The sequence below is a fragment of the Achromobacter sp. EG18 genome (genome assembly GCF_059759395.1).
Map to the genome: position 1 here is coordinate 3,094,883 of NZ_CM186213.1, position 25,584 is coordinate 3,120,466.

24 protein-coding genes and 1 tRNA gene are annotated in these 25,584 nt (G+C 67.6%); 7 read left to right on the forward strand and 18 right to left on the reverse strand.

Features of this window, described 5'->3' with window-relative positions; genetic code table 11:
• Positions 1 to 20: 20 nt before the first annotated feature.
• Complete coding sequence (locus tag AC6CR5_RS14035) at positions 21 to 182, reverse strand: hypothetical protein (RefSeq protein ID WP_241122169.1); 162 nt, start codon at positions 180 to 182, stop codon at positions 21 to 23.
• A 15-nt stretch (positions 183 to 197) separates the two neighbouring features.
• Positions 198 to 1,397 (reverse strand): MFS transporter, encoded by a 1,200-nt coding sequence (locus tag AC6CR5_RS14040; protein WP_049053907.1) that lies wholly within the window; start codon positions 1,395 to 1,397, stop codon positions 198 to 200.
• A 221-nt stretch (positions 1,398 to 1,618) separates the two neighbouring features.
• Between AC6CR5_RS14040 and AC6CR5_RS14045 the strand changes: the two genes are divergently transcribed.
• A complete protein-coding gene (locus AC6CR5_RS14045; protein ID WP_024070109.1) occupies positions 1,619 to 2,572 on the forward strand; it encodes an NAD(P)H-dependent flavin oxidoreductase in 954 nt (317 codons plus the stop codon).
• A gap of 75 nt (positions 2,573 to 2,647) precedes the next feature.
• Here the strand turns inward: AC6CR5_RS14045 and AC6CR5_RS14050 are convergent, their stop codons facing one another.
• The 9 genes from AC6CR5_RS14050 to AC6CR5_RS14090 form a co-directional block, all read right to left on the reverse strand.
• Positions 2,648 to 3,076, reverse strand: coding sequence for a type II toxin-antitoxin system VapC family toxin (locus AC6CR5_RS14050; protein WP_053497356.1), 429 nt, complete (start codon positions 3,074 to 3,076; stop codon positions 2,648 to 2,650).
• Positions 3,073 to 3,327 (reverse strand): type II toxin-antitoxin system prevent-host-death family antitoxin, encoded by a 255-nt coding sequence (locus AC6CR5_RS14055; RefSeq protein WP_006385511.1) that lies wholly within the window; start codon positions 3,325 to 3,327, stop codon positions 3,073 to 3,075. The genes AC6CR5_RS14050 and AC6CR5_RS14055 overlap by 4 nt, the downstream gene beginning before the upstream one ends.
• 151 nt (positions 3,328 to 3,478) lie before the next feature.
• Positions 3,479 to 4,450, reverse strand: coding sequence for a Bug family tripartite tricarboxylate transporter substrate binding protein (locus tag AC6CR5_RS14060; protein ID WP_054513527.1), 972 nt, complete (start codon positions 4,448 to 4,450; stop codon positions 3,479 to 3,481).
• Between the two features lie 72 nt (positions 4,451 to 4,522).
• Positions 4,523 to 5,719, reverse strand: a complete 1,197-nt coding sequence (locus AC6CR5_RS14065) for a CaiB/BaiF CoA transferase family protein (protein ID WP_498085720.1) — start codon at positions 5,717 to 5,719, stop codon at positions 4,523 to 4,525.
• Positions 5,716 to 6,450 carry an enoyl-CoA hydratase/isomerase family protein gene (locus AC6CR5_RS14070; protein ID WP_054438573.1) on the reverse strand — a complete coding sequence of 245 codons (735 nt, stop codon included), beginning with the start codon at positions 6,448 to 6,450 and terminating at the stop codon, positions 5,716 to 5,718. Before AC6CR5_RS14070 ends, AC6CR5_RS14065 begins: the two co-directional genes overlap by 4 nt.
• A gap of 90 nt (positions 6,451 to 6,540) precedes the next feature.
• Positions 6,541 to 7,077, reverse strand: a complete 537-nt coding sequence (locus AC6CR5_RS14075) for a MarR family winged helix-turn-helix transcriptional regulator (protein ID WP_238880377.1) — start codon at positions 7,075 to 7,077, stop codon at positions 6,541 to 6,543.
• Positions 7,078 to 7,164: 87 nt separating this feature from the next.
• The gene (locus AC6CR5_RS14080) at positions 7,165 to 8,115 is read right to left on the reverse strand and encodes a hydroxymethylglutaryl-CoA lyase (RefSeq protein ID WP_020926760.1); all 951 of its coding nucleotides are present in this window, start codon (positions 8,113 to 8,115) and stop codon (positions 7,165 to 7,167) included.
• Positions 8,112 to 9,734, reverse strand: a complete 1,623-nt coding sequence (locus tag AC6CR5_RS14085; RefSeq protein WP_026383151.1) for an AMP-binding protein — start codon at positions 9,732 to 9,734, stop codon at positions 8,112 to 8,114. The genes AC6CR5_RS14080 and AC6CR5_RS14085 overlap by 4 nt, the downstream gene beginning before the upstream one ends.
• Positions 9,731 to 10,495, reverse strand: a complete 765-nt coding sequence (locus tag AC6CR5_RS14090) for an enoyl-CoA hydratase/isomerase family protein (RefSeq protein ID WP_006385518.1) — start codon at positions 10,493 to 10,495, stop codon at positions 9,731 to 9,733. Before AC6CR5_RS14090 ends, AC6CR5_RS14085 begins: the two co-directional genes overlap by 4 nt.
• Positions 10,496 to 10,710: 215 nt before the next feature.
• On the opposite strand from AC6CR5_RS14090, the gene AC6CR5_RS14095 reads away from it, so the two are divergent.
• Positions 10,711 to 10,785: transfer RNA gene (locus AC6CR5_RS14095), tRNA-Arg, on the forward strand.
• Positions 10,786 to 11,097: 312 nt separating this feature from the next.
• On the forward strand, positions 11,098 to 12,381 hold the full coding sequence (gene pbpG / locus AC6CR5_RS14100) for a D-alanyl-D-alanine endopeptidase (protein ID WP_054442922.1): 1,284 nt from the start codon (positions 11,098 to 11,100) through the stop codon (positions 12,379 to 12,381).
• Between the two features lie 135 nt (positions 12,382 to 12,516).
• On the opposite strand, the gene AC6CR5_RS14105 is transcribed toward pbpG, so the two are convergent.
• Positions 12,517 to 12,906 carry a ribbon-helix-helix domain-containing protein gene (locus AC6CR5_RS14105; RefSeq protein WP_006385521.1) on the reverse strand — a complete coding sequence of 130 codons (390 nt, stop codon included), beginning with the start codon at positions 12,904 to 12,906 and terminating at the stop codon, positions 12,517 to 12,519.
• A gap of 211 nt (positions 12,907 to 13,117) precedes the next feature.
• On the opposite strand from AC6CR5_RS14105, the gene adhP reads away from it, so the two are divergent.
• A complete protein-coding gene (gene adhP / locus AC6CR5_RS14110; protein ID WP_020926756.1) occupies positions 13,118 to 14,146 on the forward strand; it encodes an alcohol dehydrogenase AdhP in 1,029 nt (342 codons plus the stop codon).
• 152 nt (positions 14,147 to 14,298) lie between these two features.
• Here adhP and AC6CR5_RS14115 read toward each other — a convergent pair whose 3' ends face one another.
• The 4 genes from AC6CR5_RS14115 to AC6CR5_RS14130 form a co-directional block, all read right to left on the reverse strand.
• A complete protein-coding gene (locus tag AC6CR5_RS14115; protein WP_006385523.1) occupies positions 14,299 to 14,877 on the reverse strand; it encodes a DJ-1/PfpI family protein in 579 nt (192 codons plus the stop codon).
• Between the two features lie 147 nt (positions 14,878 to 15,024).
• On the reverse strand, positions 15,025 to 15,513 hold the full coding sequence (ybaK, locus tag AC6CR5_RS14120) for a Cys-tRNA(Pro) deacylase (RefSeq protein WP_054438564.1): 489 nt from the start codon (positions 15,511 to 15,513) through the stop codon (positions 15,025 to 15,027).
• Between the two features lie 66 nt (positions 15,514 to 15,579).
• Entirely contained in the window at positions 15,580 to 16,563 is a 984-nt protein-coding gene (gene xerD / locus AC6CR5_RS14125) for a site-specific tyrosine recombinase XerD (protein ID WP_006385525.1), read from the reverse strand.
• A 130-nt stretch (positions 16,564 to 16,693) separates the two neighbouring features.
• On the reverse strand, positions 16,694 to 17,596 hold the full coding sequence (locus AC6CR5_RS14130; RefSeq protein WP_448685321.1) for a LysR substrate-binding domain-containing protein: 903 nt from the start codon (positions 17,594 to 17,596) through the stop codon (positions 16,694 to 16,696).
• 179 nt (positions 17,597 to 17,775) lie between these two features.
• On the opposite strand from AC6CR5_RS14130, the gene AC6CR5_RS14135 reads away from it, so the two are divergent.
• The 3 genes from AC6CR5_RS14135 to AC6CR5_RS14145 all read left to right on the forward strand — a co-directional run bounded on the left by AC6CR5_RS14135 (position 17,776) and on the right by AC6CR5_RS14145 (position 22,022).
• Complete coding sequence (locus tag AC6CR5_RS14135; RefSeq protein ID WP_020926751.1) at positions 17,776 to 19,458, forward strand: thiamine pyrophosphate-binding protein; 1,683 nt, start codon at positions 17,776 to 17,778, stop codon at positions 19,456 to 19,458.
• Positions 19,459 to 19,590: 132 nt separating this feature from the next.
• Positions 19,591 to 20,784: an acyl-CoA dehydrogenase gene (locus tag AC6CR5_RS14140; protein WP_020926750.1), complete on the forward strand. Its 1,194-nt coding sequence runs from the start codon at positions 19,591 to 19,593 to the stop codon at positions 20,782 to 20,784.
• 251 nt (positions 20,785 to 21,035) lie between these two features.
• Complete coding sequence (locus tag AC6CR5_RS14145) at positions 21,036 to 22,022, forward strand: TRAP transporter substrate-binding protein (RefSeq protein ID WP_054446678.1); 987 nt, start codon at positions 21,036 to 21,038, stop codon at positions 22,020 to 22,022.
• Positions 22,023 to 22,064: 42 nt separating this feature from the next.
• Here the strand turns inward: AC6CR5_RS14145 and AC6CR5_RS14150 are convergent, their stop codons facing one another.
• Both AC6CR5_RS14150 and AC6CR5_RS14155 read right to left on the reverse strand, forming a co-directional pair.
• Positions 22,065 to 23,672: a phage tail protein gene (locus AC6CR5_RS14150; protein ID WP_498085721.1), complete on the reverse strand. Its 1,608-nt coding sequence runs from the start codon at positions 23,670 to 23,672 to the stop codon at positions 22,065 to 22,067.
• Between the two features lie 133 nt (positions 23,673 to 23,805).
• Positions 23,806 to 25,428, reverse strand: coding sequence for a phage tail protein (locus AC6CR5_RS14155; RefSeq protein WP_448685323.1), 1,623 nt, complete (start codon positions 25,426 to 25,428; stop codon positions 23,806 to 23,808).
• Positions 25,429 to 25,584: the final 156 nt, after the last annotated feature.

Below are 25,584 nucleotides of genomic sequence, written 5' to 3' on the forward strand. Positions count from 1 at the left end.
AGGCCGCCGCGCCAGCGCGGCTAAAAACCGCACAGCGAAGCCAGGTTTTCCCAGTGGATCTGCATCTCGGGCGTGGTGTAGCCCCAGAAGGCCAGGCCCAGCACCAGCGCCAGTGCCGTCCAGCCCAGCAGCCGCCAGCCGCGATGGCGGCTGCTGGGCGTGGGAGCAGGCCTGGCGTTCATGGCGGGTGCGACCTGTCAGGCTGCGGCCGGCTGCGCCAGCGGCTGTTCGCGCACCGGCAGGCACAGCAAGGCCGCGGCCACCGCCAGCGCCACGCCGAGCCACCAGACCAGGTCGTAGTTGCCGGTCTTGGCATAGGCGTAGCCGCCCAGCCAGACACCGATGAAGCTGCCGACCTGGTGCCCCAGGAAGACGATGCCGGACAGGGTCGCCGCATAGCGCAGGCCATAGATCTGGCCGATCAGCCCCTGCGTCAGCGGCACGGTGCCGAGCCAGAACAGCCCCATCCAGGCCGCGAACGCATACAGCACCCACGGCGACAGGGGCATCCACAGCAGCAGCAGGATGCCGAATGCGCGCATGCCGTAGACCACCGCGAGCAGCCGCTTCTTGCTGTACTTGCCGCCCAGCTTGCCGGCGTAGAACGACCCCAGCACGTTGAACAGCCCGATGAGCGCGATCGCGGTGGCGCCCTGCCCCGGCGTCAGGCCGCCATCGGTGACGTAGGCCGGCAGGTGCAGCGTGATGAAGGCCGTGTGGAAGCCACAGACGAAATAGCTCCAGAACAGGAAGTGGAACGACGGGTGCCGCACCGCCTGGCGCACCGCCGCCGCCAGCGACTGCTGCGGCCCGCCGTGGGCCTGCGGCCGGCCGCGCAGGAAATAGGCCAGCGGCGCGGCGCATGCCACGAACAGCGACAACACCCACAGCGCGCCCGGCCAGTCCAGGCCGGTGATCAGCGCCTGGCCGGTCGGCACCACGGCGAACTGGCCGAGCGAGCCGCCGGCGCTGGCAATGCCCATGGCGGTGCTGCGGTAGGCCGGCGGCACCACGCGCGCCACCACCGGCAGGATCACGGGGAACGTCGTGCCGGCCTGCCCCAGGCCGACCAGCACGCCGGCGCTCAGGTACAGCGTGGTTTCGTCCGTGGCAAAGCGCGTGCCGATCATGCCCAGCATGTACAGCACCGCGCCCAGCGCGATGGTGCGGCCGGAGCCATGGCGGTCGGCCAGAATGCCCATGAAGATGCAGGCCACGCCCCACACCAGGTTCTGCAGCGCGAAGGCCATGGAAAACACATCGCGGCCCCACCCGTGGGCCAGGCCCATGGGCTGCATGAACAGGCCAAAGGTGGCGCGCACGCCCATGGCAAGCAGCACCACCAGGGTACCCAGGATGATGGTGCGCACGTAACGCGTATCGGTAGTGCTGGACATGATTGTTCTTATTGATGGGGGAAAGGCGCCCCCTCCTCGGGACGGCCGGGCCTTGGGCCAGACGCGCACATCATAAACAAATAACCTGGCGCGACCGGCAATACCCGCGTCGGCGCATCGCGCATGGCGTGCTCGCCGCGCCCGCTGGCGTGCCACTCAAAATATAGTTGATTTTATCAACCATATATTCCAGAATGGGTTTTTCCCTCTTCTGATCAGCCATGACTCTGCAAACCCCGCTGACCCGCCTGTTGGGCACGCGCTATCCCATCATCCAGGGCGGCATGAGCTGGGCCTCGTCGAACGCGGCGCTGGCGCTGGCGGTGTCGCGCGCCGGCGGGCTCGGCGTGATCGCCGCCGGCCCGATGTACCCCGAGGCGCTGCTGGCCGCCATCCGCGAGGTCCGCGCCGGCACCGACGCGCCCTACGCGGTCAACATCCCGCTCTACAACAAGCGCGCGCAGGAACACATGGACATCGCGCTGGCCGAAGGCGTGCCGGTCATCATCGCCTCGCAGGGCGGGCCGCAGAAGCACATCGGCCGCGCGCGCGAGGCGGGCGTCAAATGGCTGCAGGTCATCGCCAGCCCCGAGCATGCCGCCAAGGCCGAAGCGGCCGGCGTGGACGCGGTGATCGCCGTCGGCCTGGAGGCCGGCGGCCATCCCGGCCCCGATGAAATCGGCCTGCAAGTGCTGCTGCGCTCGGTGGCGCGGCGCGTGTCGGTGCCGGTGGTGGCGGCCGGCGGCATCGCCGACGGCGCCGGCATCGCGGCCGCGCTGTGCCTGGGCGCCGCGGGCGCGCAACTGGGCACCCGGTTCCTGCTGACGCCCGAGGCCGGCGTGTGCGATGCCTACAAGGACGCGGTGCTGGCGGCCGGCGTGGCCGACACCACGCTGGTGGGGCGCGGCCGCTCGCCGGTGCGCATGCTGCGCAACGCCTTCGCCCGCGACTACCTTGCGGCCGAGCGCGGCGGCGACGAGGCCATGCTGGAGACGATGTTCGCCGGCAGTTCCCTCAAGCAGGCAGCCTTCGACGGCGACGTGCAGGGCGGCAAGGTCGAGGCCGGCCAGAGCGCCGGATTGATCGACAGCCTGCAGCCGGCCGGCGCCGTGATGGAGCAACTGGTGGCGGAAACGCGCGACGCGCTCAGGCGCGTGGCGGCGCTGGCGGGTTGACGGCGAAGCGCCGCCGTCGGTCGGCGTGGGACATCCGACGCCGGCTCAACGCCGGCGCAGCCTGGGCGTTGTCTTTCAGGCACTCGCTTCCCAAGGGTTCACGAGGCGGACCCCGCAACCGGAAAAATCGGACACGTTTCGCGTAACGAGCGTCATCCCGTGCACCAGCGCGGTAGCCGCGATGAAGGCGTCCCGTTCCGGACGCAGATCCGGCACATGCAACCTGGCGCAACGCAACGACACGGCCGCATCGAGCGGCAGCGTCCGCTCGGAGAATTCCGGCAGGACGCGATCGCGCATCCAGGCTCGCAGGCGGGCGCCCTGGTCGGCATCGCGCCGCTCCATGCGCAGGACACCGATCTCGATCTCCATGAGCGTGATCGCCGAAACGTAGAAGTTCACCGCGTCCTCGTTCGAGAACCATGCGATCACGTTCCTGTCCGCCTTGCCGTCGCCGGCTTTGCGCAGCTCGGAAAGCACATTGGTATCCAGCAGGAACATCAGTCGACGTCCGCGGGACGGGGCAGCTCGCGTGAGCGGGGGGCATCGAGATCGATGCCGGCAAGGCCCGGCATCGACAATGCGCTGACGAGATTTCGTTTTTGGCCGACCAGGCGCCAGTATTCCTCGATGCCGAGCAGGACGTGGGATGGCTTGCCGCGGTCCGTGATGAACACCGGGCCATGCAGGGCCGCCTTCTTGGCGCGGGTCACGTCCTGATTGAGTTCCCGGCTGGACAGTGTGGTGATAGACATGATGCATCCCCTGATCCTTACAAATAACGTAGTAACGTTACTACATAGAAAGCAATGAAACAACCCCGGCAGCCAGGGCCACCGGGAGATTTTCCCGCTCATCAGGATCCGACCAGGGCGGCAAACCGTCATTCCGGCCGCCGGAACCGTCCTATTTCTTCATCAACCCCGCCGCCTGCACCAGCTTGCGCATGGCGGCCTGGTCCTTCTCGACGAAGGCGGTGGCCTCCTGCGGCGTCATGTTCCACAGATCCACCCCTTGCGCCTGCATCAGCTTGCTGTATTCAGGATCGGCGTTGATCTTGGCCACCGCATCGTTCAGACGCTGGAGGATTTCCGGCGGCGTGCCCTTGGGCGCGGCCAGGCTGTACCAGGACGCCGACTCCGCGCCCTTCACCCCGGATTCGGCCAGGGTCGGCACATCCGGCAACAACGGCGAGCGCTGGCCGTTGGCGTAGGCCAGCGCCTTGAGCCGGCCGCTACGGATGAACTGCAGGCTGGCGGCCAGGTTCAGCACCGCCATATCCACCTGGCCGCCCACCAGGTCATTGATGGCGGGCGCCGCGCCGCTGTAGGGGATGTGGACGATGTCCACGCCGGCGCGTTCGCGGAACAGTTCGGCGCCCAGGTGCGGCGAGCTGCCCGGCCCGGCCGAGGCATAGTTGATGCGGCCCGGTTCCTTGCGCGCCATCGCGATCAATTGTTCGACGCTGTCGGCCTTGAGCGTGGGCCGCACCACCAGCATGTTGGGCTGGTTGGCGACGATCGAGACGAAGGCGAAGTCCTTGATGCCGTCGTACGGCGTCTGCTGCATCAGCGGCGTCACCACGTGGGCGGCCGAGGTGCCGAGCAACAGCGTGTAGCCGTCCGGCTTGGCCCGCGCCACGAAGTTGGCGCCGATGGCCGCGCCGCCGCCGGCCTTGTTCTCGACGATGATGGTCTTGCCCAACTGCTTTTCCAGCTCGCGCGCCAGCGCCCGCCCCAGCACGTCGGCGGGACCGCCGGCGGCATACGGGTTGACCAGCGTGATCGGCTGCGAGGGATAGGAATCGGCGGCGACGACAGGGGCGCACAACGCGCCCGCCACCGCCACGCCGCACAGCAGGCGCTTCAGAGTCTTCATGGTTTGTCTCCTGGGATATTTGTGTTTTATGCGTGGTGCGGGGAAAGGCCCCGGGGCGCATGGCCCCGATGGCTAGATCGCGCCCTGCGCGCGTAACGCCTCGATCTGCGCCGGCGACAGGCCCAGCCGGCCCGCCAGCACGCTGTCGGTGTGCTCGCCCAGCAAGGGCGGACGCTCCAGCCGCGGATCGTCGAAACCATCGAACTTGAACGGCACCGGCACCGCGCCGAAGCGGCCGATGGCAGGATGCTCGTAGCTGGCCACCATGCCGCGCGCCAGCACGTGCTCGTTGTGCAGGATTTCCTCGACGTCCAGGATCGGGCCGGCCGGCACGCCGCGCGCATCGCAGCGGCGACACAGTTCGTCGCGCGTCAGCCGCGCGGCGGCCGCCGACAGGCCGGCCATGACTTCGTCGCGGCGCGCCACGCGCACGGCGTTGCGCGCCAGCTCCGGATCGTCGGCCCATTGCGGCAGGTCGAGCGCCTCGCACAGCGGCTTCCAGTGCTGATCGCTGCCGGTTATCTGCACCCAGCGTCCGTCGCCGCACTCGAAGGCGGCGGACGGCACCCGGCCGGGATGTTCGGTGCCCAGCCGCGGCGGCACCTCACCCAGCGCGAAGTAACGCGCGGCCGCCAGCGACAGCAGGCCGACCTGGCCGTCCAGCATGGAGAAGTCGATGTGGCAGCCCTGCCCCGAACGCGCCCGCCCCACCAGCGCCGACAGGATGCCGATGGCGGCCCACAGGCCCGAGGTCAGGTCGCTCACCGGCAGGCCCGGCTTGACCGGGCCACCGCCGCGCTCGCCGGTCAGGCTCATGATGCCGCCCATGGCCTGGAATACGGTGTCATAGCCTTTGCGCGGCGCGTACGGCCCGGTCATGCCGAAGCCGGTGCACGAGAAATAGATCAGGCCGGGGTTGTCCGGCGCGATGTGCTCGCGGTCCAGCCCGTATTTGGCGAGCGTGCCGACCGGGAAGTTCTCGACCACCACGTCGCAGGTCTGCGCCAGGCGCCGGATCAGCACCTGCCCTTCGGGGTGGCGGAAGTTCACCGTGACCGATTGCTTGCTGCGGTTGAAGGCCAGGTAATAGGCCGACTCGGTGCCGCCCTCGCCGCGCACCTTGGGCTCGAAGCCGCGCGTCTCATCGCCGCCGCCGGGCTGTTCGACCTTGATCACGTCGGCGCCCAGCTCGGCCAGGATCATCGAGGCGAACGGGCACGCCAGCACGCGCGACAGGTCCAGGATGGTGACGCCTTCGAGCGGCCTCATCGCGCCGCTCCCTGGCGAAAGCCGCGCATGATGACGTTGGCGTCGCGGCCCACGCCCAGCGCCTCGGCCAGCCCCAGGTCGGCCGCGCGATGGAAGGCGCGCTTGGTCAGGCCCATGGCGGCCGGCTCCCAGCCAGCCAGGCGTTGCGCCATCGCCAATGCCTGGTCCAGCACCTGCGCGGCGGGCGCGACGCGGTTGGCGATGCCCAGCTGCAGCGCGCGGGCGCCGTCGATGGGCTCGGCCATCGCCACCAGCTCGAAGGCATGCTTGCGGCCCACCTGCCGCACCAGGTTGGCCATGACCACCGCGGCCACGATGCCGTGGCGCAGTTCCGGATAGCCGAAGCGCACGTCCTCGGCCATCACGGTCAGGTCACATGCCAGCGCCAGGCCGGCGCCGCCGCCGAGCGCATTGCCATGGACCGCGCCGATCACCGGCTTGACCATGCGCGAGAACACCAGGTGCAGATCGGTAGTGAGATCGGCGCGGCGCAGCACCGCGTCGGGCTGTTCCGGCGTCAGGGCCGAGAACTCGCCGGTGTCGGCGCCGGCGCAGAACGACTTGCCGTTGCCCGCCAGCACCACCGCGCGCACCGCGTCGTCGCGGTCCGCCTGGCGCAAGGCCTCCAGCAGCGCCGTGGTCAACGCGGTGTTCAGGGCGTTGTGCTTTTCCGGACGGTTCAGGCGCAGCAGCCGCACCGCGCCCAGGTCTTCAATGATCAATTCCGACATCACGGATATCCTCTTCCAATGGCGACAAGCAAAGTGATTGATTAAATCAACAATAAGGGTAAAAAAAGGCGCGGGGCGCGCGCCCACGCGTTAGCGCGGCTGCACGCCGCGGCCGCGGCGCGCCGGCACCTCCGCCTTGCATTCGTTCAACATCTCCAGCGCATGCGCCGTCAGCTTGTCCAGCATGCGCTCCATCGCCTCGCGCTCGGCATCCGACAGCACCGACAGCATGCTTTCGTTGCGCTCGATCGCCGCGGGGAAAATTTCCTCGTACAGCGCGCGGCCGGCGCGCGTCAGGTCCAGGCTGACGCCACGGCCATCCTGGCTGTCGGCACTGCGCTGGATCAGGCCGCGCTCGATCAGTTCGGACACGGTGCGGCTGGCCTGGCTCTTGTCGATGTTGGCTTCGCGCGCCACGGCGTTCAACGACATGTCGGGCGCCGCGCCCAGCAGCGCGATGATGCGCCATTCGCGCGGACCGACGCCGTAGCGGCTTTCGTTCAGGCCGGCGGCAATGCGGCTGGAAACATAGGCCAGCCGGTTCAGCCGGTACGAGAACAGTTCCTTGAGCGCCCGGGGTGCGGGACGCGCGGCGGTGGCGAACTTGGATGCGGTGCGGGTGGCCATGGCGGACTCGTCAGATGCGGGAAAACGTGGCGTTCGCGCCCGGCGCGCGCCACTGCCCGCATGATATACAAAGGCGGCGCGCGCCCCTCACGCGGCCGCTCCCGCGGCAGCGCCGATCAGCGGGTTCAGCCCGCTTTGCGCCACCCGGCTGTGCAGGGCGCGCCCCAGCACTTCCTGGCAATGGGCCGAGACGGCCGCCAGCCCCGCCAGGTCCAGGCCGGTGCGCACGCCCATGGACTCGAACAGGCTGACCAGGTCCTCGGTGGCGACGTTGCCGGTATGGCCGCCGCCGTAGCGCACTTTGGCCGGATGCCCGCCGACACCGCCGAAGGCGCAATCGAAGTGGGTGACGCCTGCCTCCAGCGCCGCCACGTAGTTCACCAGGCCGGTGCCGCGCGTGTCATGGAAATGCGCCACCGGGGTCACCTGCGGCACCTCGCGCGCCATGCGCCCATACAGGTCACGCACCGATGCCGGCGTGGCCATGCCGGTGGTGTCGCCCAGCGTGACAATGTCCACGCCCAGCGCGGCGAAGCGCCGCGCGTCGGCCATGACCGTCTCCGGATCGACGGCGCCTTCGAACGGGCAGCCGAACGCCACCGAAATCGTGCCGATCAGGCGGAAACGGCCGTCCGCCAGCCGCGCCATCTGCGCGACGTTGTCCCATTGGGCGGCGCGATCGCGCTTCAGGTTGCGCGTCGAATGCGATTCACTGGCCGAGACCAGCAGGCTGATCTCGTTGGCGCCGATGCCGGCATCCAGGTCGGCCCGCGCGCGCTCGACGGCGCGCGCATTGGCGCAGGTCGCCTTGTACCAGACGCCGGCGCGCCGCGGCAGCGCCGCCAGCAACTCGGTGGCGTCGGCGAATTGCGGCACCACCTTGGGATTGGAATACGAGGTCGCCTCGACCCGCTCGAAGCCCAGCGCGGCAAAGCGGTCGATCAGGTCGACCTTGACCGCGGTGTCGATGAAGTCCGGCTCATGCTGCAGGCCGTCGCGCGCGAAACATTCGCACAGCACCACGTCGCGCGCGCTCATGCCTGCTGCTCCAGTCCGAACAGCGCCAGCGCGTGGGCGCGCAGCTTGTTCTTCTGCACTTTGGAACTGCCGGTCATGCCGATGTGCTCGAAGCTGTCGACGATCTCGACATAGCGCGGCACCTTGAAGTTGGCGCAATGCGCCTTGCACCAGGCCGTCAGCTCGTCCGGCGTGCAATCCTGGCCCTCCTTGAGCAGCACGAACGCCGCCGGCACTTCGCCCAGGCGCGCATCCGGCACGCCCACCACCTGCGCCATGCGCACGGCGGGGTGGCCGTGCAGGGTCTCTTCCACTTCCGCCGGCGCGACGTTCTCGCCGCCCACGCGGAACATGTCCTTCAGGCGGCCCACCATGCGCAGCCGGCCCGCCGCATCCATTTCGCCCAGGTCGCCGGTGCTGAGCCAGCCGTCCGCGCCAAGCGCTTTGGCGGTGGCCTCGGGCATCTTGTAATAGCCCTTCATTACGCTCCAACCGCGCGCTTGGATCTCGCCCTGCATGCCGGCGGGCAGCGGTGCGCCCGTGCCCGGATCCACCACGCGCACCTGCATGCCGGGATGCGGCAACGCCCAACCCATGGCGCGCAGTTCGAAGGGATCGTCGTGCGCGGACAGTGTGATGTTGGGCGAGGCTTCGGACTGGCCGTAGGCGTTGCAGATGCCCGGCACGCCCATCACGTCGCGGATCTTGCCCATCACCTGCGGACCTGCCGCCGCCCATCCGCCGCGCAGATGAATGCGCTTGCGGTCGAAATCGGGATGCCCCATCAGCATGAGGAAGATGGTGTCGTTGCCGGACGTCAGCGTGCAGCGTTCTTCATCGAGCATGCGCAGCGCCTCGGCCACGTCGAACTTCGGCAGCGTCAGCAGGCAGCAACCGGTCATCAGGCTGACCAGGATCGACAAGGTAGTGCCGGCCACATGGAAGTACGGACGGATGCTGAAATAGCGGTCGTCGGGCCGCACGCCGATGCGCTGCGCCGCGGCCCAGGCGTTGGTCAGCATGTTGGCATGCGTCAGCATCACGCCCTTGGGAAACGAGGTCGTGCCCGAGGTGTACTGGATCAGCAATACGTCGTCGGGCGCCACGGCGCGCAGCGCGGTGTCGAGCTCGATATCGTCGACCGTCTCGCCGGCACGCAGGAAGTCCTGCCAAGGCTGCGCGCCCGCGAGGCAGCGCTCGCCCAGCACCACGACGCGCCGCAGCAACGGCAGCGCCTCGCCGGGCAAGCCACTGTCAAGCGCCGGCTCGACCTGGGTGAGCAGGCCGAGGAAGTCGATGCCCAGGAATGAGTCGGCCGTCAGCAGCAGCTTGACGTCGGCCTGCCTGAGGCAGAACGCCAGCTCATCGGTCTTGAAGCGCGTATTGACCGGCACCGTCACGGCGCCCAGCATGGCGCAGGCATAGAACACCTGCACCCAGGTGCCGCCGTTGCCCAGCAGCACGCCGACGTGGTCGCCACGGCGCACGCCGGCCGCATGCAGGCCGCGGGCGATACGTTGCGCGCCATCCTGCAGCGCGGCCCAGGTGTGGCGTTCGCCGGGCGCGACGAAGGCCTCGGCGGCGCCGCGCTCGGCCACCTGGCGCGCCAGCGCCTGCGACAGGGTCATCGGACCAATCATGCCTTGTCTCCCGCCGCGCCGAAGCCGGCGATGGCCTGCTTCCAGTCGCTGCCGCGCAGATTTTCCTCGATGGCCAGCAACTCGATCGCCATCGCGCCTTCGCGCGTGGTCGCCAATCCCTGGTCGATGCTGCGCTTGGTCAGCCTGACGGTCAGCGGCGCGGCGCGCGCGATGGCCGCCGCCATGCGCGCCGCTTCGCCCGCCAGCGCGTCGGGCGCATACACATGATTGACCAGGCCGATCTCGCGCGCTTCGGCCGCATCGAAACGGCGGCCGGTGAACAGCAATTCCTTGGCCTTGCGCGCGCCGGCGATGCGCGGCAGGCGCTGCGTGGCGCCGACCGTGCCCCACCCCACTTCCGGATAGCAGAACGTGGCCTCGGACGAGGCCAGCACGAAGTCGCAGGCGCCGGCGATCTCGCAACCGGAGCCGAACGCCGCGCCCTGCACCACCGCGATCACCGGCTGCGGCAGGCGTTCGATCGCGGCATAGGCGGCGAAGCCCTGTACCCGGCGCGCCGTCATTTCCGCGTTCGACATGGTCTTGCGCTCCTTGAGGTCGGCGCCGGCACAGAATGCCGTGCCGGCCGCGGCGATCAACACCACGTGCGCGTCCGGATCGTCAGCCAGTTGCTGCATGGCCTGCACCAATTCGGCGCACATGAGGGAATTGAGCGCGTTGCGGCTGTCGGGCCGGTTCAGCGTCACCGTGGCGACACGGTCCTGCACGTCCAGCAGGATCGTGTGGAAAGTCGGGGTCATGCCTGCTCCTGGATGTTCTGGGTATGCGGCCGGACCGCCGTGCGACGACGACGACTGGCCATGCCAGGCAATATAGGGCATATAGTTGATTTAATCCACTAAATTTCGGCGCTTATCCAATGGTGTTACACTTGCGCGCCGGTCTTTCCCTGGAATATCAAAGCACTAGGCGTCACTTGGCCTGATGCGATTCCAGCGCGAAGCCATCGCGCAGTCTCGCCGTAGTTAAATGGATATAACCGGCCCCTCCTAAGGGTCAATTGGTGGTTCGATTCCACCCGGCGAGGCCACCCATCCCCGGCCTCGATTCCGCAGGCCATCGCAAGAAAATTCCCCGCTTTCAGCCAGATGAGGGTTAATCCGGGCTACGCTCACGCGCCGCGCGCCGGTAGCGTCTCGGGACGCGTTTGGTGACGAATACGCCATCCGTCAATACGACCCCGATATTTTTTTGGGCGATGATAGCGAATCGTCTTGCGCGTCACTTGAAATTGCTGTTTAAATTCGACGCGTAAGCCTCTAATTCATCTGGACTTTTCCTGAACCGTCGCGACCACGACCAGGGAAACAATTCTTCACAGACTGACAAGCCTGTTCAAACCATGGCATTTAACTGGAAACGTGCAATTGCGAACGCGATAGCGCCGGCGGCGCTGGCGATGTGCGCGCTCCTGCCCTCCACCGCGCTCGCCGCGAAGAATACCGACCCCTGCAAGACCAACGCCAAGTCGGCCGCTTGCAAGGCGCAACAAGCCAAGAAGGCGCCCGCTCCCGCCAAGAAGGCCGGCGCCGGCAAGGCCGCCGCCCCCAAGCAGAGCGCGGCCAAGGGCGCGCCCAAGGCGGCGGCCGGCAAGCAAGCCGCGCCCAAGTCGGCCGCCGCCAAATCCACGCCCAAGGGCGCCGCCGGCAAACAGGCCGCGGGCAAGGGTGCGCCCAAGCAGGCCGCCGGCAAGAAGGCGCCTCCCAAGGGCGGCAAGCAGGCCGTCGCGCAGCAGGGTTCGTCCAAGAAGGGCGCCGCCGGCAAGAACGGCAAGCCGAACAAACCGTCGCGCGCGCAGCGCACGGCCGCCGCTGCGGCGGCCGCCGCCATGCCGCCGCCCGCGGTGTCGGTGCGCGCCGAAGCCGCCGCGCTGCGCTCCAGCACCGCCTATGTGCAGGACCTGGCCACGTCCACCGTGATCTTCGCCAAGAACGAAAACGTGGTGCGCCCCATCGCCTCGATTTCCAAGCTCATGACCGCGGTGGTGGTGGTGGATGCCAACCAGCCGATGGACGAGATGCTCGAGATCACCGATGAAGACATCGACGGCCTCAAGCACACCACCTCGCGCCTGCGCGTGGGCACCAAGCTGTCGCGCGGCGACATGCTGCACCTGGCCCTGATGTCTTCCGAGAACCGCGCCGCCAACGCGCTGGGCCGCCATTATCCGGGCGGCCTCCCCGCGTTCGTGGCCGCCATGAACGCCAAGGCGCAGTCGCTGGGCATGACCAGCACGCACTTCATCGAACCCACCGGCCTGTCCAGCGACAACGTGTCGTCGCCGCACGACCTGGCCCGCCTGCTGCGCGCCGCCTCGCAGCGTCCGCTGATCCACCGCTACTCCACCGATACCGAGTACGACGTCGAGATCAACAACCGCACGCAGACCTTCCGCAACACCAACCTGCTGGTGCGCAAGCCCGACTGGGACATCAAGGTGTCCAAGACCGGCTACATCAACGAAGCCGGCGAATGCCTGGTGATGCTGGCGCGCATCAATGGCCGCGACCTGGCCATCGTGCTGCTGGACTCGCAGGGCAAGCTGTCGCGCATCGGCGATGCGGTGCGCATCCGCCGCATCGTGCAAAGCGAAGTGGCCATGGCCTCGGCCCAGCCCGGCGGCTGATCCGCGCCTCGCCCACCCACGAAAAAGCCCGATCCAGGATCGGGCTTTTTTTCGTCCGGCGCCGGCCGGCGCATGCGCGGACGCGGGCATCCGCTTTCCACACCGGCGGCCTTCGGAAGGCCTGTGTATTCACGCCTACGCCGCGACCGCCCGTTTCGGCCGCAGCGGCTGCGGGTCGTACATGGAAGGCGGCAGGCCTTCCAGCACCGCTTTGGCGTTGAGCGAGCGGATCGGCACCGCGGCATCGGCGGGGATGCGGCCCTCGGCCTGCAGCAGTTGGTAGCGCAGGCAGCACACGCGCAGGAAGGAGGTGAAATTGGCGGCCTCGCCGCGGTACTCCACCAGTTCGTCGTAAAGGCGCTCGATCAATTGCGTGACCCGCATGCCGTCGCGCGCCGCGATCTCTTCCAGCACCTGCCAGAACAGTTGTTCCAGCCGCAGGCTGGTGGCCGCCCCATGCAGGCGCAGGGAGCGGGTTTCGGGCGCGTAGGACTGTTCGCTGGCGCGGATGAAGATTTCACACATGGGCGCTCCTGGTGCGGACACGATACTTGCGAGCCACTTTACGACGACACCCGGCGGCACGGCAAGACACCCCTGCCGGCAGGAGGACCTCGCCGATTCTGCAACGATAAGTTTCCTTGCCGCCCCCATCCGGACACCGTTGATATAAATCAAGGTCTCGGACGCGTACCCATCCGAGCATGCTAAGACTGATCTGACTTCGGAGGCAGCAATGAACAAGACCATGAAGGCCGCGGTGGCCCGCGCGTTCGGCAAACCCCTGGAAATCGAAGAAGTCGAGGTGCCGCGCCCGCGCGCGGGCGAACTGTTGGTGAAGATCGAGGCCTGCGGCGTCTGCCACACCGATCTGCACGCGGTCGAGGGCGACTGGCCGGTCAAGCCCAATCCCCCTTTCATCCCGGGCCACGAAGGCGTGGGCCACGTGGTGGCGGTGGGCGAAGGCGTGACGCACGTCAAGGAAGGCGACCGCGTCGGCATCCCCTGGCTGTATTCCGCCTGTGGCCATTGCGAGCATTGCCTGGGCGGCTGGGAGACGCTGTGCGAACAGCAGCAGAACGCCGGCTACTCCGTCAACGGCGGCTTCGCCGAGTACGCGCTGGCTGCGGCCGACTACGTGGGCCTGCTGCCGAAGAATGTCGGCTTCGTCGACATCGCCCCGGTACTGTGCGCCGGCGTCACGGTCTACAAAGGCCTGAAGATGACGGACACACGGCCGGGTAACTGGGTCGTGGTCTCCGGCATCGGCGGCCTGGGCCACATGGCGGTGCAGTATGCGCGCGCCATGGGCTTGAACGTGGCGGCCGTGGACATCGACGACGACAAACTGGATTTCGCCAAGCGTCTCGGCGCCGAGGTGGTCGTGAATGCCAAGACCACCGATCCGGCGGCTTACCTGAAGAAGGAAATCGGCGGCGCCCACGGCGCGCTGATCACGGCGGTTTCGCCCAAGGCCTTCGAGCAGGCGCTGGGCATGGTGCGTCGCGGCGGCACGGTGGCGCTCAACGGCCTGCCGCCGGGCGACTTCCCGCTGTCGATCTTCGACATGGTGCTCAACGGCGTGACGGTGCGCGGTTCGATCGTGGGTTCGCGGCTGGACTTGCAGGAATCGCTGCAGTTCGCCGAGGAAGGCAAGGTGCGCGCGACCGTGGCGACCGAGAAGCTGGAGAACATCAACAGCGTGTTCGACCGCATGCGCCGCGGCCAGATCGAAGGCCGCATCGTGCTGGACATGGCGGCGTAACACTCGCCTCGCCCAGCAAAAAGGCGCCTGCCATGGCAGGCGCCTTTGTTTTGCTGCGGATTGGGAATGCACGCAGGGCGCGGGAACGGCGCCCCCCCCCTTTCATGGCGCGGCAGCGGATCGCGCGAGGCGGCGCCGGCCACGCGGCCGGTTCAGTGCGTGATCCGGGTCCCAAGCACGGCCAGGAACTGCGCCAGCCATGCCGGATGCGCGGGCCAGGCCGGCGCCGTCACCAGGTTGCCGTCGGTGTAGGCCTGGTCGATGCCGATCTCGGCGTAGGTGCCGCCGGCCAGGCGCACTTCCGGCGCGCAGGCGGGATAGGCCGAGCAGGTGCGGCCTTCCAGGATGCCCGCGGCCGCCAGCAATTGGGCGCCATGGCAGACGGCGGCGATCGGCTTTCCGGCCTTGTCGAAGGCGCGCACGATCTCCAGCACCTTTTCGTTCAGGCGCAGGTATTCCGGCGCGCGTCCGCCCGGGATCACCAGGCCGTCGTAGGAATCGGCCTCGACGCGGTCGAAGTCGTAGTTCAGGGCGAAATTGTGGCCGCGCTTTTCGCTGTAGGTCTGCGCGCCCTCGAAGTCGTGGATGGCGGTGGCGATGCTCTCGCCGGACTTCTTGCCGGGGCAAACGGCGTGCACCGTGTGGCCCACCGCCAGCAGCGTCTGGAAGGGCACCATGGTTTCGTAGTCTTCGGCGTAGTCGCCGACCAGCATCAACAGTCTCTTGCTCATGTTTGTCTCCTGGGGATGGGGGATCGCCGGCTGGTGCGCCCGCGGGCCGGGCGGCCGGTTCTGTATGTTGTTGGGTCATTGTGCCCCCGCCGGAGAACGCGAGGGTGGTAACGGGATACCACGCGGGCCGTGAGGCCGCTGCGCCCCTTATTCCAGCGCCACCGTCACCGGCCTGGCGTCCAGCAGGCTCACCAGCACGTTCGGGGCGATGCCCACCAGGTAGCCGCGGCGGCCGCCGTTGATGTAGACGACCGGGTATTGCAGCACCTCGGCCTCGACCCACACCGGCATCTTCTTGCGCGTGCCGAACGGCGAGGTGCCGCCGACCTGGTAGCCGGAATGACGCTGCGCGACTTCCGGCTTGCAGGGCTCGACCTTCTTCAGGCCGGCCTGGCGCGCCAGGTTCTTGGTGGAGACTTCGCGATCGCCGTGCATCACCACGATCAGCGGCTTGGCCGATTCGTCTTCCATCACCAGCGTCTTGACCACCGCGTGCGGGTCCAGACCCAGTTGGCGCGCGGCCTCGCCGGCGCCGCCGTGATCGACGTAGTCATAGGTGTGTTCGGTGTACGCCACCTTGTGCTGCTTGAGGAACTGGGTGGCGGGCGTTTCGGAAACGTGGCGGGCTTTGCTCATGGCGGTGCGGCGAAAAGGCGAAGGCAAAAGTGTAGGCAGGCCGGCGATGGCGCGCAAACGCCCGCGTCAGCCGCGCGGATGATGCGCCGCGTGCAAGGCCTTCAGGCGTTCGCGCGCCACATGCGTGTAGATCTGGGTGGTGGAGATGTCGGCGTGGCCCAGCAGCATCTGCACCACCCGCAGATCGGCGCCATGGTTCAGCAGATGGGTGGCGAAGGCGTGGCGCAGCACGTGCGGCGACAGCGGCGCGTGCACGCCCGCCAGCACCGCGTACTTCTTCACCAGCTGCCAGAACGCCTGGCGCGACATCGCCTCGGCGCGGCCGGTGATGAAAAGCGCGTCGCTGACGCGGCCCGCGGCCAGCTCGGGCCGCGCCGTTTTCATGTATTGGTCGATCCAGTGCGCCGCCTCCGCCCCCAGCGGCACCAGGCGGTCCTTGCCGCCCTTGCCCAGCACCACGCGCACCACGCCTTCGTTCAGGCTGACGTCCAGCGCCCGCACGCCAACCAGCTCGGACACGCGCAGGCCGGTGGCATACAGCATTTCCAGCATGGCGCGGTCGCGCAGGCCGCGCGGCTCGTTCAGGTCCGGCGCGCGCAGCAACGCGTCGACCTGTTGCTCGGACAGCGTCTTGGGCAGGCGCGGCGGCTGCTTGGCGGCCACCAGTGTCAGGCAGGGATCATGCGCCGCGCGATGCTCGCGCAATGCCCAGGCGTAGAAGCGTCGCAGCGCCGCCAGGCGGCGGTTGGCAGTGGTGGCGCGGGTTTCCTCGTGGCGAAAGGCAAACCAGGCCTCGATATCGGCCTTGCCGGCCTCGGCCAGCGCCTTGGCGGGGCCGGCCGGCAGCGCGTGCGCCGACGCCGCGTCGCCGTAGCGGTCGGCCATCTCGCGGGCGTAGGCCTCGGGGTCCTCCAGCCAGCGGGCAAAGCCGGTCAGGTCGCGCCGGTAGGCCGCCAGGGTGTTGGCCGACAGGCCGTCCTCGAGCCAGACGGCGTCGATGAAGGCATCGATGTCGGCCTGGGAAGCAAGCGGCGCGCGGGAATCAGGCATGGGACCGGGAGGAAGGCGTCAGGAAAGCGAATCGGCCGAGGCGTATGCGGAGCGTCGCGCAAGGCAATGCCGGGCGCGGCATCGGCCGCGGGATGGGCAACATTCTACGGCGGCGCTGTCGCCGGAGCATTCAGCGCCCCACGACCGCCGCGGCCGACTTCAGCCAGGACTCGAACAGCTTCAGGGCCTCGGAACGCTCGCTGCGCTGCGGATAGCCGAAGTAGTAGCCCTGGCTGACCGTGAGCGACTGCGGCACCGGCATCGCCAGCGCGCCTTGGTCCAGCGCCGGCTGCGCCAGGAAGCGCGGCATCAGGCCCACGCCCAGCCCGGCCTGCACCGCCGCCATCACCATGGTGAACAGTTCGTAGCGCGGCCCGCCGGCCGCCTGCGGGCCGTACAGATAGTTGTTGGCGCCGTACCACTGGCGCCAGGCATCGGGCCGCGAACTCAGGTGCAGGTGGGTCATGCCGGCCAGCGCGCCGGCGCCAGCCTCGGTCACGCGCGCCGCCAGCTCGGGCGCGCACACCGGCACCAGCTCGCGTTCCGGAAACAGCAGCACGCCCTGGGTGCCCGGCCACAGCGTGTCGCCGTGGTAGAGCGCGCCGTCGAACGGCTGGTCCTTGAACTGGAATGGCAGCGTGCGCACCGACAGGCTGACGGTGATGTCCGGCTGCTCGCGCTGGAAATCCGCCAGCCGCGGGATCAGCCAGGTGGTGGCCAGCGTCGGCACCACGGCGATGTGGATGCTGCGGCCCATGCCCGTGCGGCTGACCAGGCCGAAGGTGTCCTTCTCGATCTGGTCGAGGTGATGGCGGATGCGTCCCGCATATTCCGCGCCATGATCGGTCAGGACGATGCGGCGCCGCACCCGCGTGAACAACTGCACGCCCAGCCGCGCCTCCAGGCTGGCCACCTGGCGGTAGACCGCGCTGTGGGTCAGGGACAGCTCTTCGGCCGCCCGCGAAAAACTGCCCAGGCGGGCCGAGGCCTCGAAGGCCTGCAGGGCGCTGAGGTTGGGAATGCCGTTTCTCATGGAGTGGGAACCGCCAGGAAGGAACCGAAGATCGCCGGAAATACCCGCCGCGCCTGCCGCGGCGCAATATCCGGGTCGTGCCGGCGGCTCAATAGATTGTGCAATTTTATCAATTGCGTTGTGCGATCAAGGAACATTATGCTCGAGTGTCTTAATCTCGGCTCATCCTGACACCCACCATGTCCCAGCAAGCATCCCGCCTCGGCGGCCACATCCTCGTCGACCAGCTCGTCGCCCAGGGCGTCAAACACGTTTTCTGCGTTCCCGGCGAGAGCTACCTGGCGGTGCTGGATGGCCTGCACGACGCCGACATCAAGGTCACCGTCTGCCGCCAGGAAGGCGGCGCGGCCATGATGGCCGACGCCCATGGCAAGCTGACCGGCGAACCCGGCATCTGCATGGTGACCCGCGGTCCGGGCGCCTCCAACGCGCTGGCCGGCGTGCACATCGCCAAGCAGGACTCGACCCCGATGATCCTGTTCGTCGGCCAGATCGAGCGCGGCATGCGCGAGCGCGAGGCCTTCCAGGAAATGGACTACCGGGCCGTCTTCGGCACGCAGGCCAAGTGGGTCACCGAGATCGACCAGGTCGAGCGCATTCCCGAACTGATCTCGCGCGCCTTCCACATCGCCACCTCGGGCCGCCCCGGCCCGGTGGTGATCGCGCTGCCCGAGGACATGCTGGTCGAAGCCGCCCAGGTGGCCGACGCGCCGCGCTACGAGGTCATCGATTCCGCCCCCACCGCCGGCCAGCTGGCCGACCTGGAGCAGTTGCTGGCCCAGGCCAGCAATCCCGTCGCGATTCTCGGCGGCACGCGCTGGGACGCGCGCGCGGTGCAGCAGTTTGCCGACTTCGCGCAGCGCCATGCCTTGCCCACGGCGGTGTCGTTCCGCCGCCAGATGCTGTTCCCGGCCGACCATCCGTGTTTCATCGGCGACGTCGGCCTGGGCATCAACCCGGCCCTGCTCAAGCGCGTGGCCGACGCCGACCTGGTGTTGCTGGTCGGCGGCCGCATGTCGGAAAACCCCAGCCAGGCCTACACGCTGCTGGACATCCCGGTGCCGAAGCAGAAGCTGGTGCACGTGCATCCGGACGCCGCTGAACTGGGCCGCGTTTATCGCCCCACGCTGGCCATCAACACCTCGCCCGCCGCCTTCGCCCAGGCGCTGGCCGGCCTGAAGGCCCCCGCGCAACCGGCCTGGACCGACGGCACGCAGGCCATGCGCGAGTCGTACCTGAAGTGGAGCGACCCGACGGCCGTCACCACCCCGGGCGCGCTGCAGATGGGCCAGGTCATGGCCTACCTGGAAAAGACGCTGCCGGCCGACGCCATCATGACCAACGGCGCCGGCAACTACGCCACCTGGCTGCATCGCTTCCACCGCTTCACCCGCTTCGGCACGCAGCTGGCGCCGACCTCGGGCTCGATGGGCTACGGCCTGCCGGCCGCCGTCGGCGCCAAGCGCGTCTGGCCCGACAAGACCGTGGTCTGCTTCGCCGGCGACGGCTGCTTCCTGATGCACGGCCAGGAATTCGCCACCGCCGTGCAGTACGACCTGCCCATCATCGTGGTGCTGGTCGACAACGGCATGTACGGCACCATCCGCATGCACCAGGAAAAGCACTACCCCGGCCGCATTTCCGCCACCGAGCTGAAGAACCCGGACTTCGCCGACTACGCCCGCGCCTTCGGCGGCCACGGCGAACGCGTCGAGACCACCGAGCAGTTCGGCCCGGCGTTCGAGCGCGCGCTGGCCAGCGGCAAGCCGGCCATCCTGCACTGCTTCATCGACCCGCAGACCATCACGCCGTCGACCACGCTGGACAAGATCCGCGACGCGGCGCTCAAGGCCCGGCACTGATACCCGGAGGCGACGGCATCCCCACGGCGACGCGCCCCGCGCGCGTCGCGTAAACCCCGGGTTGCCGCGCCAATTATTTTAGGTTTAAACTTTCCAGATTCCGAAAACGGAAATCCATAGCGGAGACCCAGCATGTCCTCGAATCCCTCGTTCCATTGGCAAGACCCCCTGTTGCTGGACCAGCAGCTCACCGAAGAAGAACGCATGGTGCGCGACGCCGCCCACGCCTACTCGCAGGACAAGCTGGCCCCGCGCGTGCTGAATGCCTTCCGCAACGAAAAGACCGACCCGGAAATCTTCTCGGAAATGGGCGAGCTGGGCCTGCTGGGCGCCACCATCCCCGCCGAATACGGCGGCGCCGGCCTGAACTACGTCAGCTACGGCCTGATCGCCCGTGAAGTCGAGCGCATCGACTCCGGCTACCGCTCGATGATGAGCGTGCAGTCGTCGCTGGTGATGGTGCCCATCAACGAATTCGGCAGCGAAGCGCAGAAGCAGAAGTACCTGCCCAAGCTGGCCCGCGGCGAGTGGATCGGCTGCTTCGGCCTGACCGAACCCAACCACGGCTCCGATCCCGGCGGCATGGAAACGCGCGCGGTCAAGACCGCCGACGGCTACAAGCTGACCGGCAACAAGATGTGGATCACCAACTCGCCCATCGCCGATGTGTTCGTGGTGTGGGCCAAGTGCGTCGGCGGCGAGTTCGACGGCAAGATCCGCGGCTTCATCCTCGAGAAAGGCACCAAGGGCCTGACCGCCCCCGCCATCCACGGCAAGGTCGGCCTGCGCGCCTCGATCACCGGCGAAATCGTCATGGACGAGGTGGAAGTGTCCGCCGACCAGATGATGCCCGGCGTGTCCGGCCTGAAGGGCCCGTTCACCTGCCTGAACTCGGCCCGCTACGGCATCGCCTGGGGCGCTGTCGGCGCCGCCGAAGCCTGCTGGCACACCGCCCGCCAGTACACCCTGGACCGCAAGCAGTTCGGCCGCCCGCTGGCCGCCAACCAGTTGATCCAGAAGAAGCTGGCCGACATGCAGACCGAGATCACGCTGGCCCTGCAAGGCTGCCTGCGCCTGGGCCGCATGAAGGACGAAGGCACCGCCGCGGTCGAGATCACCTCGATCATGAAGCGCAACTCCTGCGGCAAGGCGCTGGACATCGCCCGTCTGGCCCGCGACATGCTGGGCGGCAACGGCATCTCCGACGAATTCGGCGTGGCCCGCCACCTGGTGAACCTGGAAGTGGTCAACACCTATGAAGGCACCCACGACGTGCACGCCCTGATCCTGGGCCGCGCGCAGACCGGCATCCAGGCCTTCTATTGATTTGCAGTGCCCCGCGCGGACGGAGCCCGGCTCTGCTCCCGACGCGCGGTTCGCCGGCGTGGCGAAGATTGGGCGCCCCTCTCGAGGGGCGTTTTTTTTGGATGCCGACCATCGCATCCGCCTCGCATTAGGGTTATCAGGAGCTAGCCCGCGCGCGGCCCATGGCTTACGCTGCGTGCAATTGGCCTGGTGCCGGCCCGCTGCATCCGCCTGCCCGACCCCGGATTTTTCGTCACGACCAGGAGTCGCGCATGCACGGCAGTCCCTCGTTCCGCCTGTGGGCGGGCATCGTCATCGCTTTTGCGGGCCACGGCGCATTCGCCGCCACCACCCTCACCATGACCACCGAGTACCCGGCCACGTCGATGCCGGGACAAGGCGTGTCCACCTTCGCCGATCTGGTGCGCAGCAAGAGCGCGGGCCAGGTTGTCATCGACGCCAGCTTCGACGCCGCCAAGGGCATCAAGTCGGGTGACATGATCGACGCGGTCGAGACACGCAAGGTCGATGCCGGCGATGCCTTCGCCGGCGCGCTGGCGGCCAAGTACCCGCTGTTCGGCGTGTCCTCGCTGCCGTTCCTGGCCGATTCGCTGTCCAAGGCGCGCGCGCTCAACAAATCGGCCCGCCCCGCCTACGAAAAACTGCTGGCCGCGCACGGCCAGAAACTGCTCTACACCACCCCATGGCCAGCCTCGGGCATCTGGTCCAAGGACAAGGTGGACAGTGTCGCCGCCCTGAAGGCCTTGAGCATCCGCACCTATGACGCGACCTCGCAGGACGTGATGCAGAAAGCCGGCGCGCGCGCGCAGAACATTTCGTTCGCCGACGCCATGCCGCGCATCGCCTCGGGCGAGGTCAATGCGGTGCTGTCGTCGGGAGACGGCGGCGCCGGCCGCAAGCTGTGGGAACACCTGCCGCGCTTCGCCGAGATCAACTATGCCATGCCGATCTCGGTGGCGACGATGAACCTGAAGGCCTATCAGGCGCTGGACGCGAAATCGCGCAAGGCGATCGACCAGGCCGCGGCGCAGACCGAGGCCGAGCAGTGGAAACGCATCGAAGGCCGGTTGCAGCAGAACTACGCCAACATGCGCAAAAACGGCGTGACCATCGATACCGCGGTGCCGATGCCGGTGCGCCAGGCGCTGAAGAAAGCGGCGGCGGACTCGGTCAGACAGTGGGAGGCGGCGGCGGGGCCGGAAGGGGTGAATATCCTGAACGCGATGCGGCGGCCGTAGGAAGGCGGAAGCCGTCCATACACGAGTCCGGGGGCTTTTCGGTCATGCGTATTCCCAGATCGAACCGGACTCGACACTGGCATTTATGGTGTCGGCCATCCACCACATGCCAGGTGGCACGTGCATGGTGAAACCGCAGCGCATGCCGGCATACCCGCCAGGGGTCGTGTCGTAATGATAAGGAACCGATCCCGCATTACCGGAGGCATTGTTGAGGTATCCAGCAACGATAATCGTCCCCGCAGCGACGCCAACACAATGAAACCCGACCAGTATGGGGCGGCCTGTGGTGTTCTGATACCACGTGCGCAACACCGTCGTGCGTGAACGAAGCTGCTGCCCTGTACCGAACACTTGTCCCTTCAACTGCTGCAAAGTGGATTGGGCCACGCCCAGGTCGGACGCCAATTGTGCGGCGTCGACGCTCCCCGCGTTGGTGACAGTCCCGAAGGCCTGCACGGTCCAAACACCGGAAGCGAACGTCGGATGCGCTTCTGCGCCGCCTTCACTAGTGGTGTTACGGGTAAAGATAGGAGTGACCGAGGCGGTAGTTCCGTAGAAGGAAGAGCTTCCGCCAGTCTCCCCGTACAGGTACTGCGGCGACGAAAAAAAATGCTGGTGCGCCTTGTTCTGGCTGGCTTTCAACACGCCGTTCAAAAGCGCGCCATCGCCGCGCATGAACGGCGCGCCAATTGAGCCGGGGGACTTCCCGTTGTAGTCCGGCATTCGGATGGTGGTAGAGCCGTCTCCCAACGTGAAGCTGCCGCGCTTGAGCGGATCGGCGAGCCATTCGGCCTCCTGCACCACCGGTAGTGAACGCGCTGCCACCATGGCGGCAAGATCCTTGAAAGTGGCGCGGCTGATTATCTGCCCATCCGCAGGAATCTGGCCAGCGGGAATGGACGTACGCAGCGGCCACCATGCAACCGAGCCTACGGGCGGACCGCTGGGGATCGGTGGCAGTTGATCGACCGGCACCTTGCCGCCATCGTCCAATGTGGCGATACCCCCGGGCTGGCCTTTTTCCGCCGGCGGCACCGCTGACAGCTGCACCGCTGGCACGCGGCCATCGGCGCCCAAGGTCGCAACGCCGCCCGGGCGCCCCTTATCCGAAGCAGGCACCAGGGGCGGCAACTGATTTGCGACGATCAATCCGTCCGCGCCCAAGGTCGCCACCCCGTCAGGCTGAGCTTTTTCCGCCAAGGGAATCAAGGCAGGCAATTGCGCTGGCGCGACTTTGCCATTGCCGCCCAACGTGGCAACGCCATTGGGTTTCCCCTTCTCCGCCAACGGCACCGACGGCACCGGAATTGGCAGATGTTCGACAGGCACACGCCCATCCTCGCCCAGCGGGGCAACGCCACTCGGCGCCGATTTTTGCGACAGAGGGATCGCAGGTGGAGGCAGATGCGCAGCCGGCACCTTGCCAACCGCATCCAACGGCGTCACGCCACCCGCCACGCCTTTTTCAGACATGGGCACGGCGGTGTCCGCCTTGCGTTGCGCGGCGGCGGCGGATACTTCGACAGTTTCCACACCGACACGAGTCTTGGCGAAGTTCTCGTTCACCAGCGCCATGGCGTCGCGCAGCGTGTCGCCGGTCTGGTCGTTCGGCGCGAGGCCGATGTTGATGGGTTTTAGGATTTGCATGGGAGAAAAGCCCTGACGGCGTGATGCCGCGACACGAAATGGAACAGCCACCCACGTATTCGGGTGACGGGGAAAAAATGGGATTGCGCGGACAGATGCCGCTGCGAACGTCCCGGCGGGCTTTCCACGAGCCTCACCGGTACTCGGTCCAGAAATTCTGCGTCATGCTGTCGGCCACCACCCGATAGGTGATTCCTGGGGGAATGACAGCGGTGAGCGCCAGCGAGACACCGTTTATTGTGGTGATGGAGCGCGTCCCCGCGATGCCGCCCACCATCACATACATATTGCCGCCGGAGCTACTGTTGGAAGAGCCAACGATGTAAACCGAGATCGGCCGACCGGTATTGTTTGTGTATGTCACACCGAATGCCCGGGACGCGCCCATGTCTTGAAGCGTCTGACCAACGCCGAAGACCTGCGCACGTAAAGTCTGAAACGCCGCATTGAGCGCCGCATGGTCACTAGCAAGCTGTGCGATATCGACGCTGCCGGAATTGACCACAGCAGCAAAAGCGTGAATCGTCCAAACGCCGGTAACGTTCGCCATCCGCGTTTCGTCGCCGGTATTGACGATCCAGCGACTGCCGTTCGTGGTCTGCCGCGTGGTGGTGAATGTGTAGCCGGCAAAATTCCCCGAAGCCATCACAGCATTCAGGGAAGCGTCTGCCAACACGTTAGTGGCTTGATTGAATCCGCTCACGACACGGTAGTCCATCGGACCGAGTTGGTCCGCTTGCAGGGAGCCAGGCATGCCCGTGGATTTCGCCCCATCTCCTCGCAACACCGCCGCCGCGAGAGACCCTGCGGCCCTGGCGTTCAAATCGGGAACCCGAAAGGTCGAAGATCCGTCTCCCACGGTATAGCTCCCCCGCTTGAGCGGATCCGCCAACCAGTCCGCCTCGGACACCACCGGCACCTTGCCTTCCGTCACCATAGCCGCAAGATCGGGAAACGTGGCGCGGGTAACGATCTGCCCGTCAGCGGGAATCTGGCCCGCCGGAATGGAAGCGCGCAGCGGCCACCACGCGACCGAACCGACCGGCGGTCCGCTGGGGACAGGCGGAAGTTGGCCGACCGGCACCTTGCCCTGCGCATCCAGCGTGGCAACGCCACCGGGTCGGCCTTTTTCTTCCGGCGGCACGGCGGCCAGCTGAAGCGCCGGCACGCGACCGTCAGCGTCCAGGGTTGCTACGCCGCCGGGACGCCCCTTGTCGGCCGCAGGGATCAACGGCGGTAATTGATTGGCGACGATCCGGCCATCCTCGGCCAGCGTGGCAACACCTTTGGGCTGCGCCTTCTCCGCCGCCGGAACCAGATCGGGGAGTTGAGCGAAGGGCACCTTGCCGTCCGCGGCCAACGTCGCGACACCACCCGGCTGGCCCTTTTCCCCCAGCGGCACGGACGCCACCGGCACCGGCAGGTGATCGACCGGCACACGCCCATCCTCATCCAACGGCGCGACGCCGCCGGGCGCCGATTTCTGCGATAGCGGAATGGCCGGCGGCGGCAGGTGCGCGGCCGGCACCTTGCCCGCCGCATCCAGCGGCGTCACGCCGCCGGCCGCGCCTTTTTCGGCGGAGGCAATCGCGGCATCCGCCTTGCGTTGCGCGGCGGCGGTGGCCACTTCGGCGGCTTCGACCCCCGCGCGGGTCTTGGCGAAGTTCTCGTTCACCAGCGCCATGGCGTCGCGCAGCGTGTCGCCGGTCTGGTCGTTCGGCGCCTGGCCGACATTGATAGGTTTCAGGAGTTGCATGAAGGGGACCTTGATGACGAATCGCAGCGGCAGCGCTGCGCAAAAAAAAGGGCCCGCCGGCGGATGCGGGCGGGCCTGGGCGGAATGCCGGGTTCACGGAAGGAAATGATCGTCTTGCGGGCTGCCGCGTTCGGCGGGCCCATGCAAAAGGCCCGC

Bases quoted from the DNA above. Each gene is read 5' to 3' on its own strand.
- ybaK (WP_054438564.1), bottom strand. From the start codon at position 15,513: ATGAGCAAAGCCCGCCACGTTTCCGAAACGCCCGCCACCCAGTTCCTC.
- AC6CR5_RS14140 (WP_020926750.1), top strand. From the start codon at position 19,591: ATGTCCTCGAATCCCTCGTTCCATTGGCAAGACCCCCTGTTGCTGGAC.
- AC6CR5_RS14040 (WP_049053907.1), bottom strand. From the start codon at position 1,397: ATGTCCAGCACTACCGATACGCGTTACGTGCGCACCATCATCCTGGGT.
- AC6CR5_RS14150 (WP_498085721.1), bottom strand. From the start codon at position 23,672: ATGCAAATCCTAAAACCCATCAACATCGGCCTCGCGCCGAACGACCAG.
- AC6CR5_RS14090 (WP_006385518.1), bottom strand. From the start codon at position 10,495: ATGACCCCGACTTTCCACACGATCCTGCTGGACGTGCAGGACCGTGTC.
- AC6CR5_RS14060 (WP_054513527.1), bottom strand. From the start codon at position 4,450: ATGAAGACTCTGAAGCGCCTGCTGTGCGGCGTGGCGGTGGCGGGCGCG.
- AC6CR5_RS14070 (WP_054438573.1), bottom strand. From the start codon at position 6,450: ATGTCGGAATTGATCATTGAAGACCTGGGCGCGGTGCGGCTGCTGCGC.
- adhP (WP_020926756.1), top strand. From the start codon at position 13,118: ATGAACAAGACCATGAAGGCCGCGGTGGCCCGCGCGTTCGGCAAACCC.
- AC6CR5_RS14075 (WP_238880377.1), bottom strand. From the start codon at position 7,077: ATGGCCACCCGCACCGCATCCAAGTTCGCCACCGCCGCGCGTCCCGCA.
- AC6CR5_RS14135 (WP_020926751.1), top strand. From the start codon at position 17,776: ATGTCCCAGCAAGCATCCCGCCTCGGCGGCCACATCCTCGTCGACCAG.
- AC6CR5_RS14130 (WP_448685321.1), bottom strand. From the start codon at position 17,596: ATGAGAAACGGCATTCCCAACCTCAGCGCCCTGCAGGCCTTCGAGGCC.
- pbpG (WP_054442922.1), top strand. From the start codon at position 11,098: ATGGCATTTAACTGGAAACGTGCAATTGCGAACGCGATAGCGCCGGCG.
- AC6CR5_RS14145 (WP_054446678.1), top strand. From the start codon at position 21,036: ATGCACGGCAGTCCCTCGTTCCGCCTGTGGGCGGGCATCGTCATCGCT.
- AC6CR5_RS14035 (WP_241122169.1), bottom strand. From the start codon at position 182: ATGAACGCCAGGCCTGCTCCCACGCCCAGCAGCCGCCATCGCGGCTGG.
- AC6CR5_RS14105 (WP_006385521.1), bottom strand. From the start codon at position 12,906: ATGTGTGAAATCTTCATCCGCGCCAGCGAACAGTCCTACGCGCCCGAA.
- AC6CR5_RS14115 (WP_006385523.1), bottom strand. From the start codon at position 14,877: ATGAGCAAGAGACTGTTGATGCTGGTCGGCGACTACGCCGAAGACTAC.
- AC6CR5_RS14155 (WP_448685323.1), bottom strand. From the start codon at position 25,428: ATGCAACTCCTGAAACCTATCAATGTCGGCCAGGCGCCGAACGACCAG.
- AC6CR5_RS14080 (WP_020926760.1), bottom strand. From the start codon at position 8,115: ATGAGCGCGCGCGACGTGGTGCTGTGCGAATGTTTCGCGCGCGACGGC.
- AC6CR5_RS14065 (WP_498085720.1), bottom strand. From the start codon at position 5,719: ATGAGGCCGCTCGAAGGCGTCACCATCCTGGACCTGTCGCGCGTGCTG.
- AC6CR5_RS14085 (WP_026383151.1), bottom strand. From the start codon at position 9,734: ATGATTGGTCCGATGACCCTGTCGCAGGCGCTGGCGCGCCAGGTGGCC.
- AC6CR5_RS14045 (WP_024070109.1), top strand. From the start codon at position 1,619: ATGACTCTGCAAACCCCGCTGACCCGCCTGTTGGGCACGCGCTATCCC.
- AC6CR5_RS14055 (WP_006385511.1), bottom strand. From the start codon at position 3,327: ATGTCTATCACCACACTGTCCAGCCGGGAACTCAATCAGGACGTGACC.
- xerD (WP_006385525.1), bottom strand. From the start codon at position 16,563: ATGCCTGATTCCCGCGCGCCGCTTGCTTCCCAGGCCGACATCGATGCC.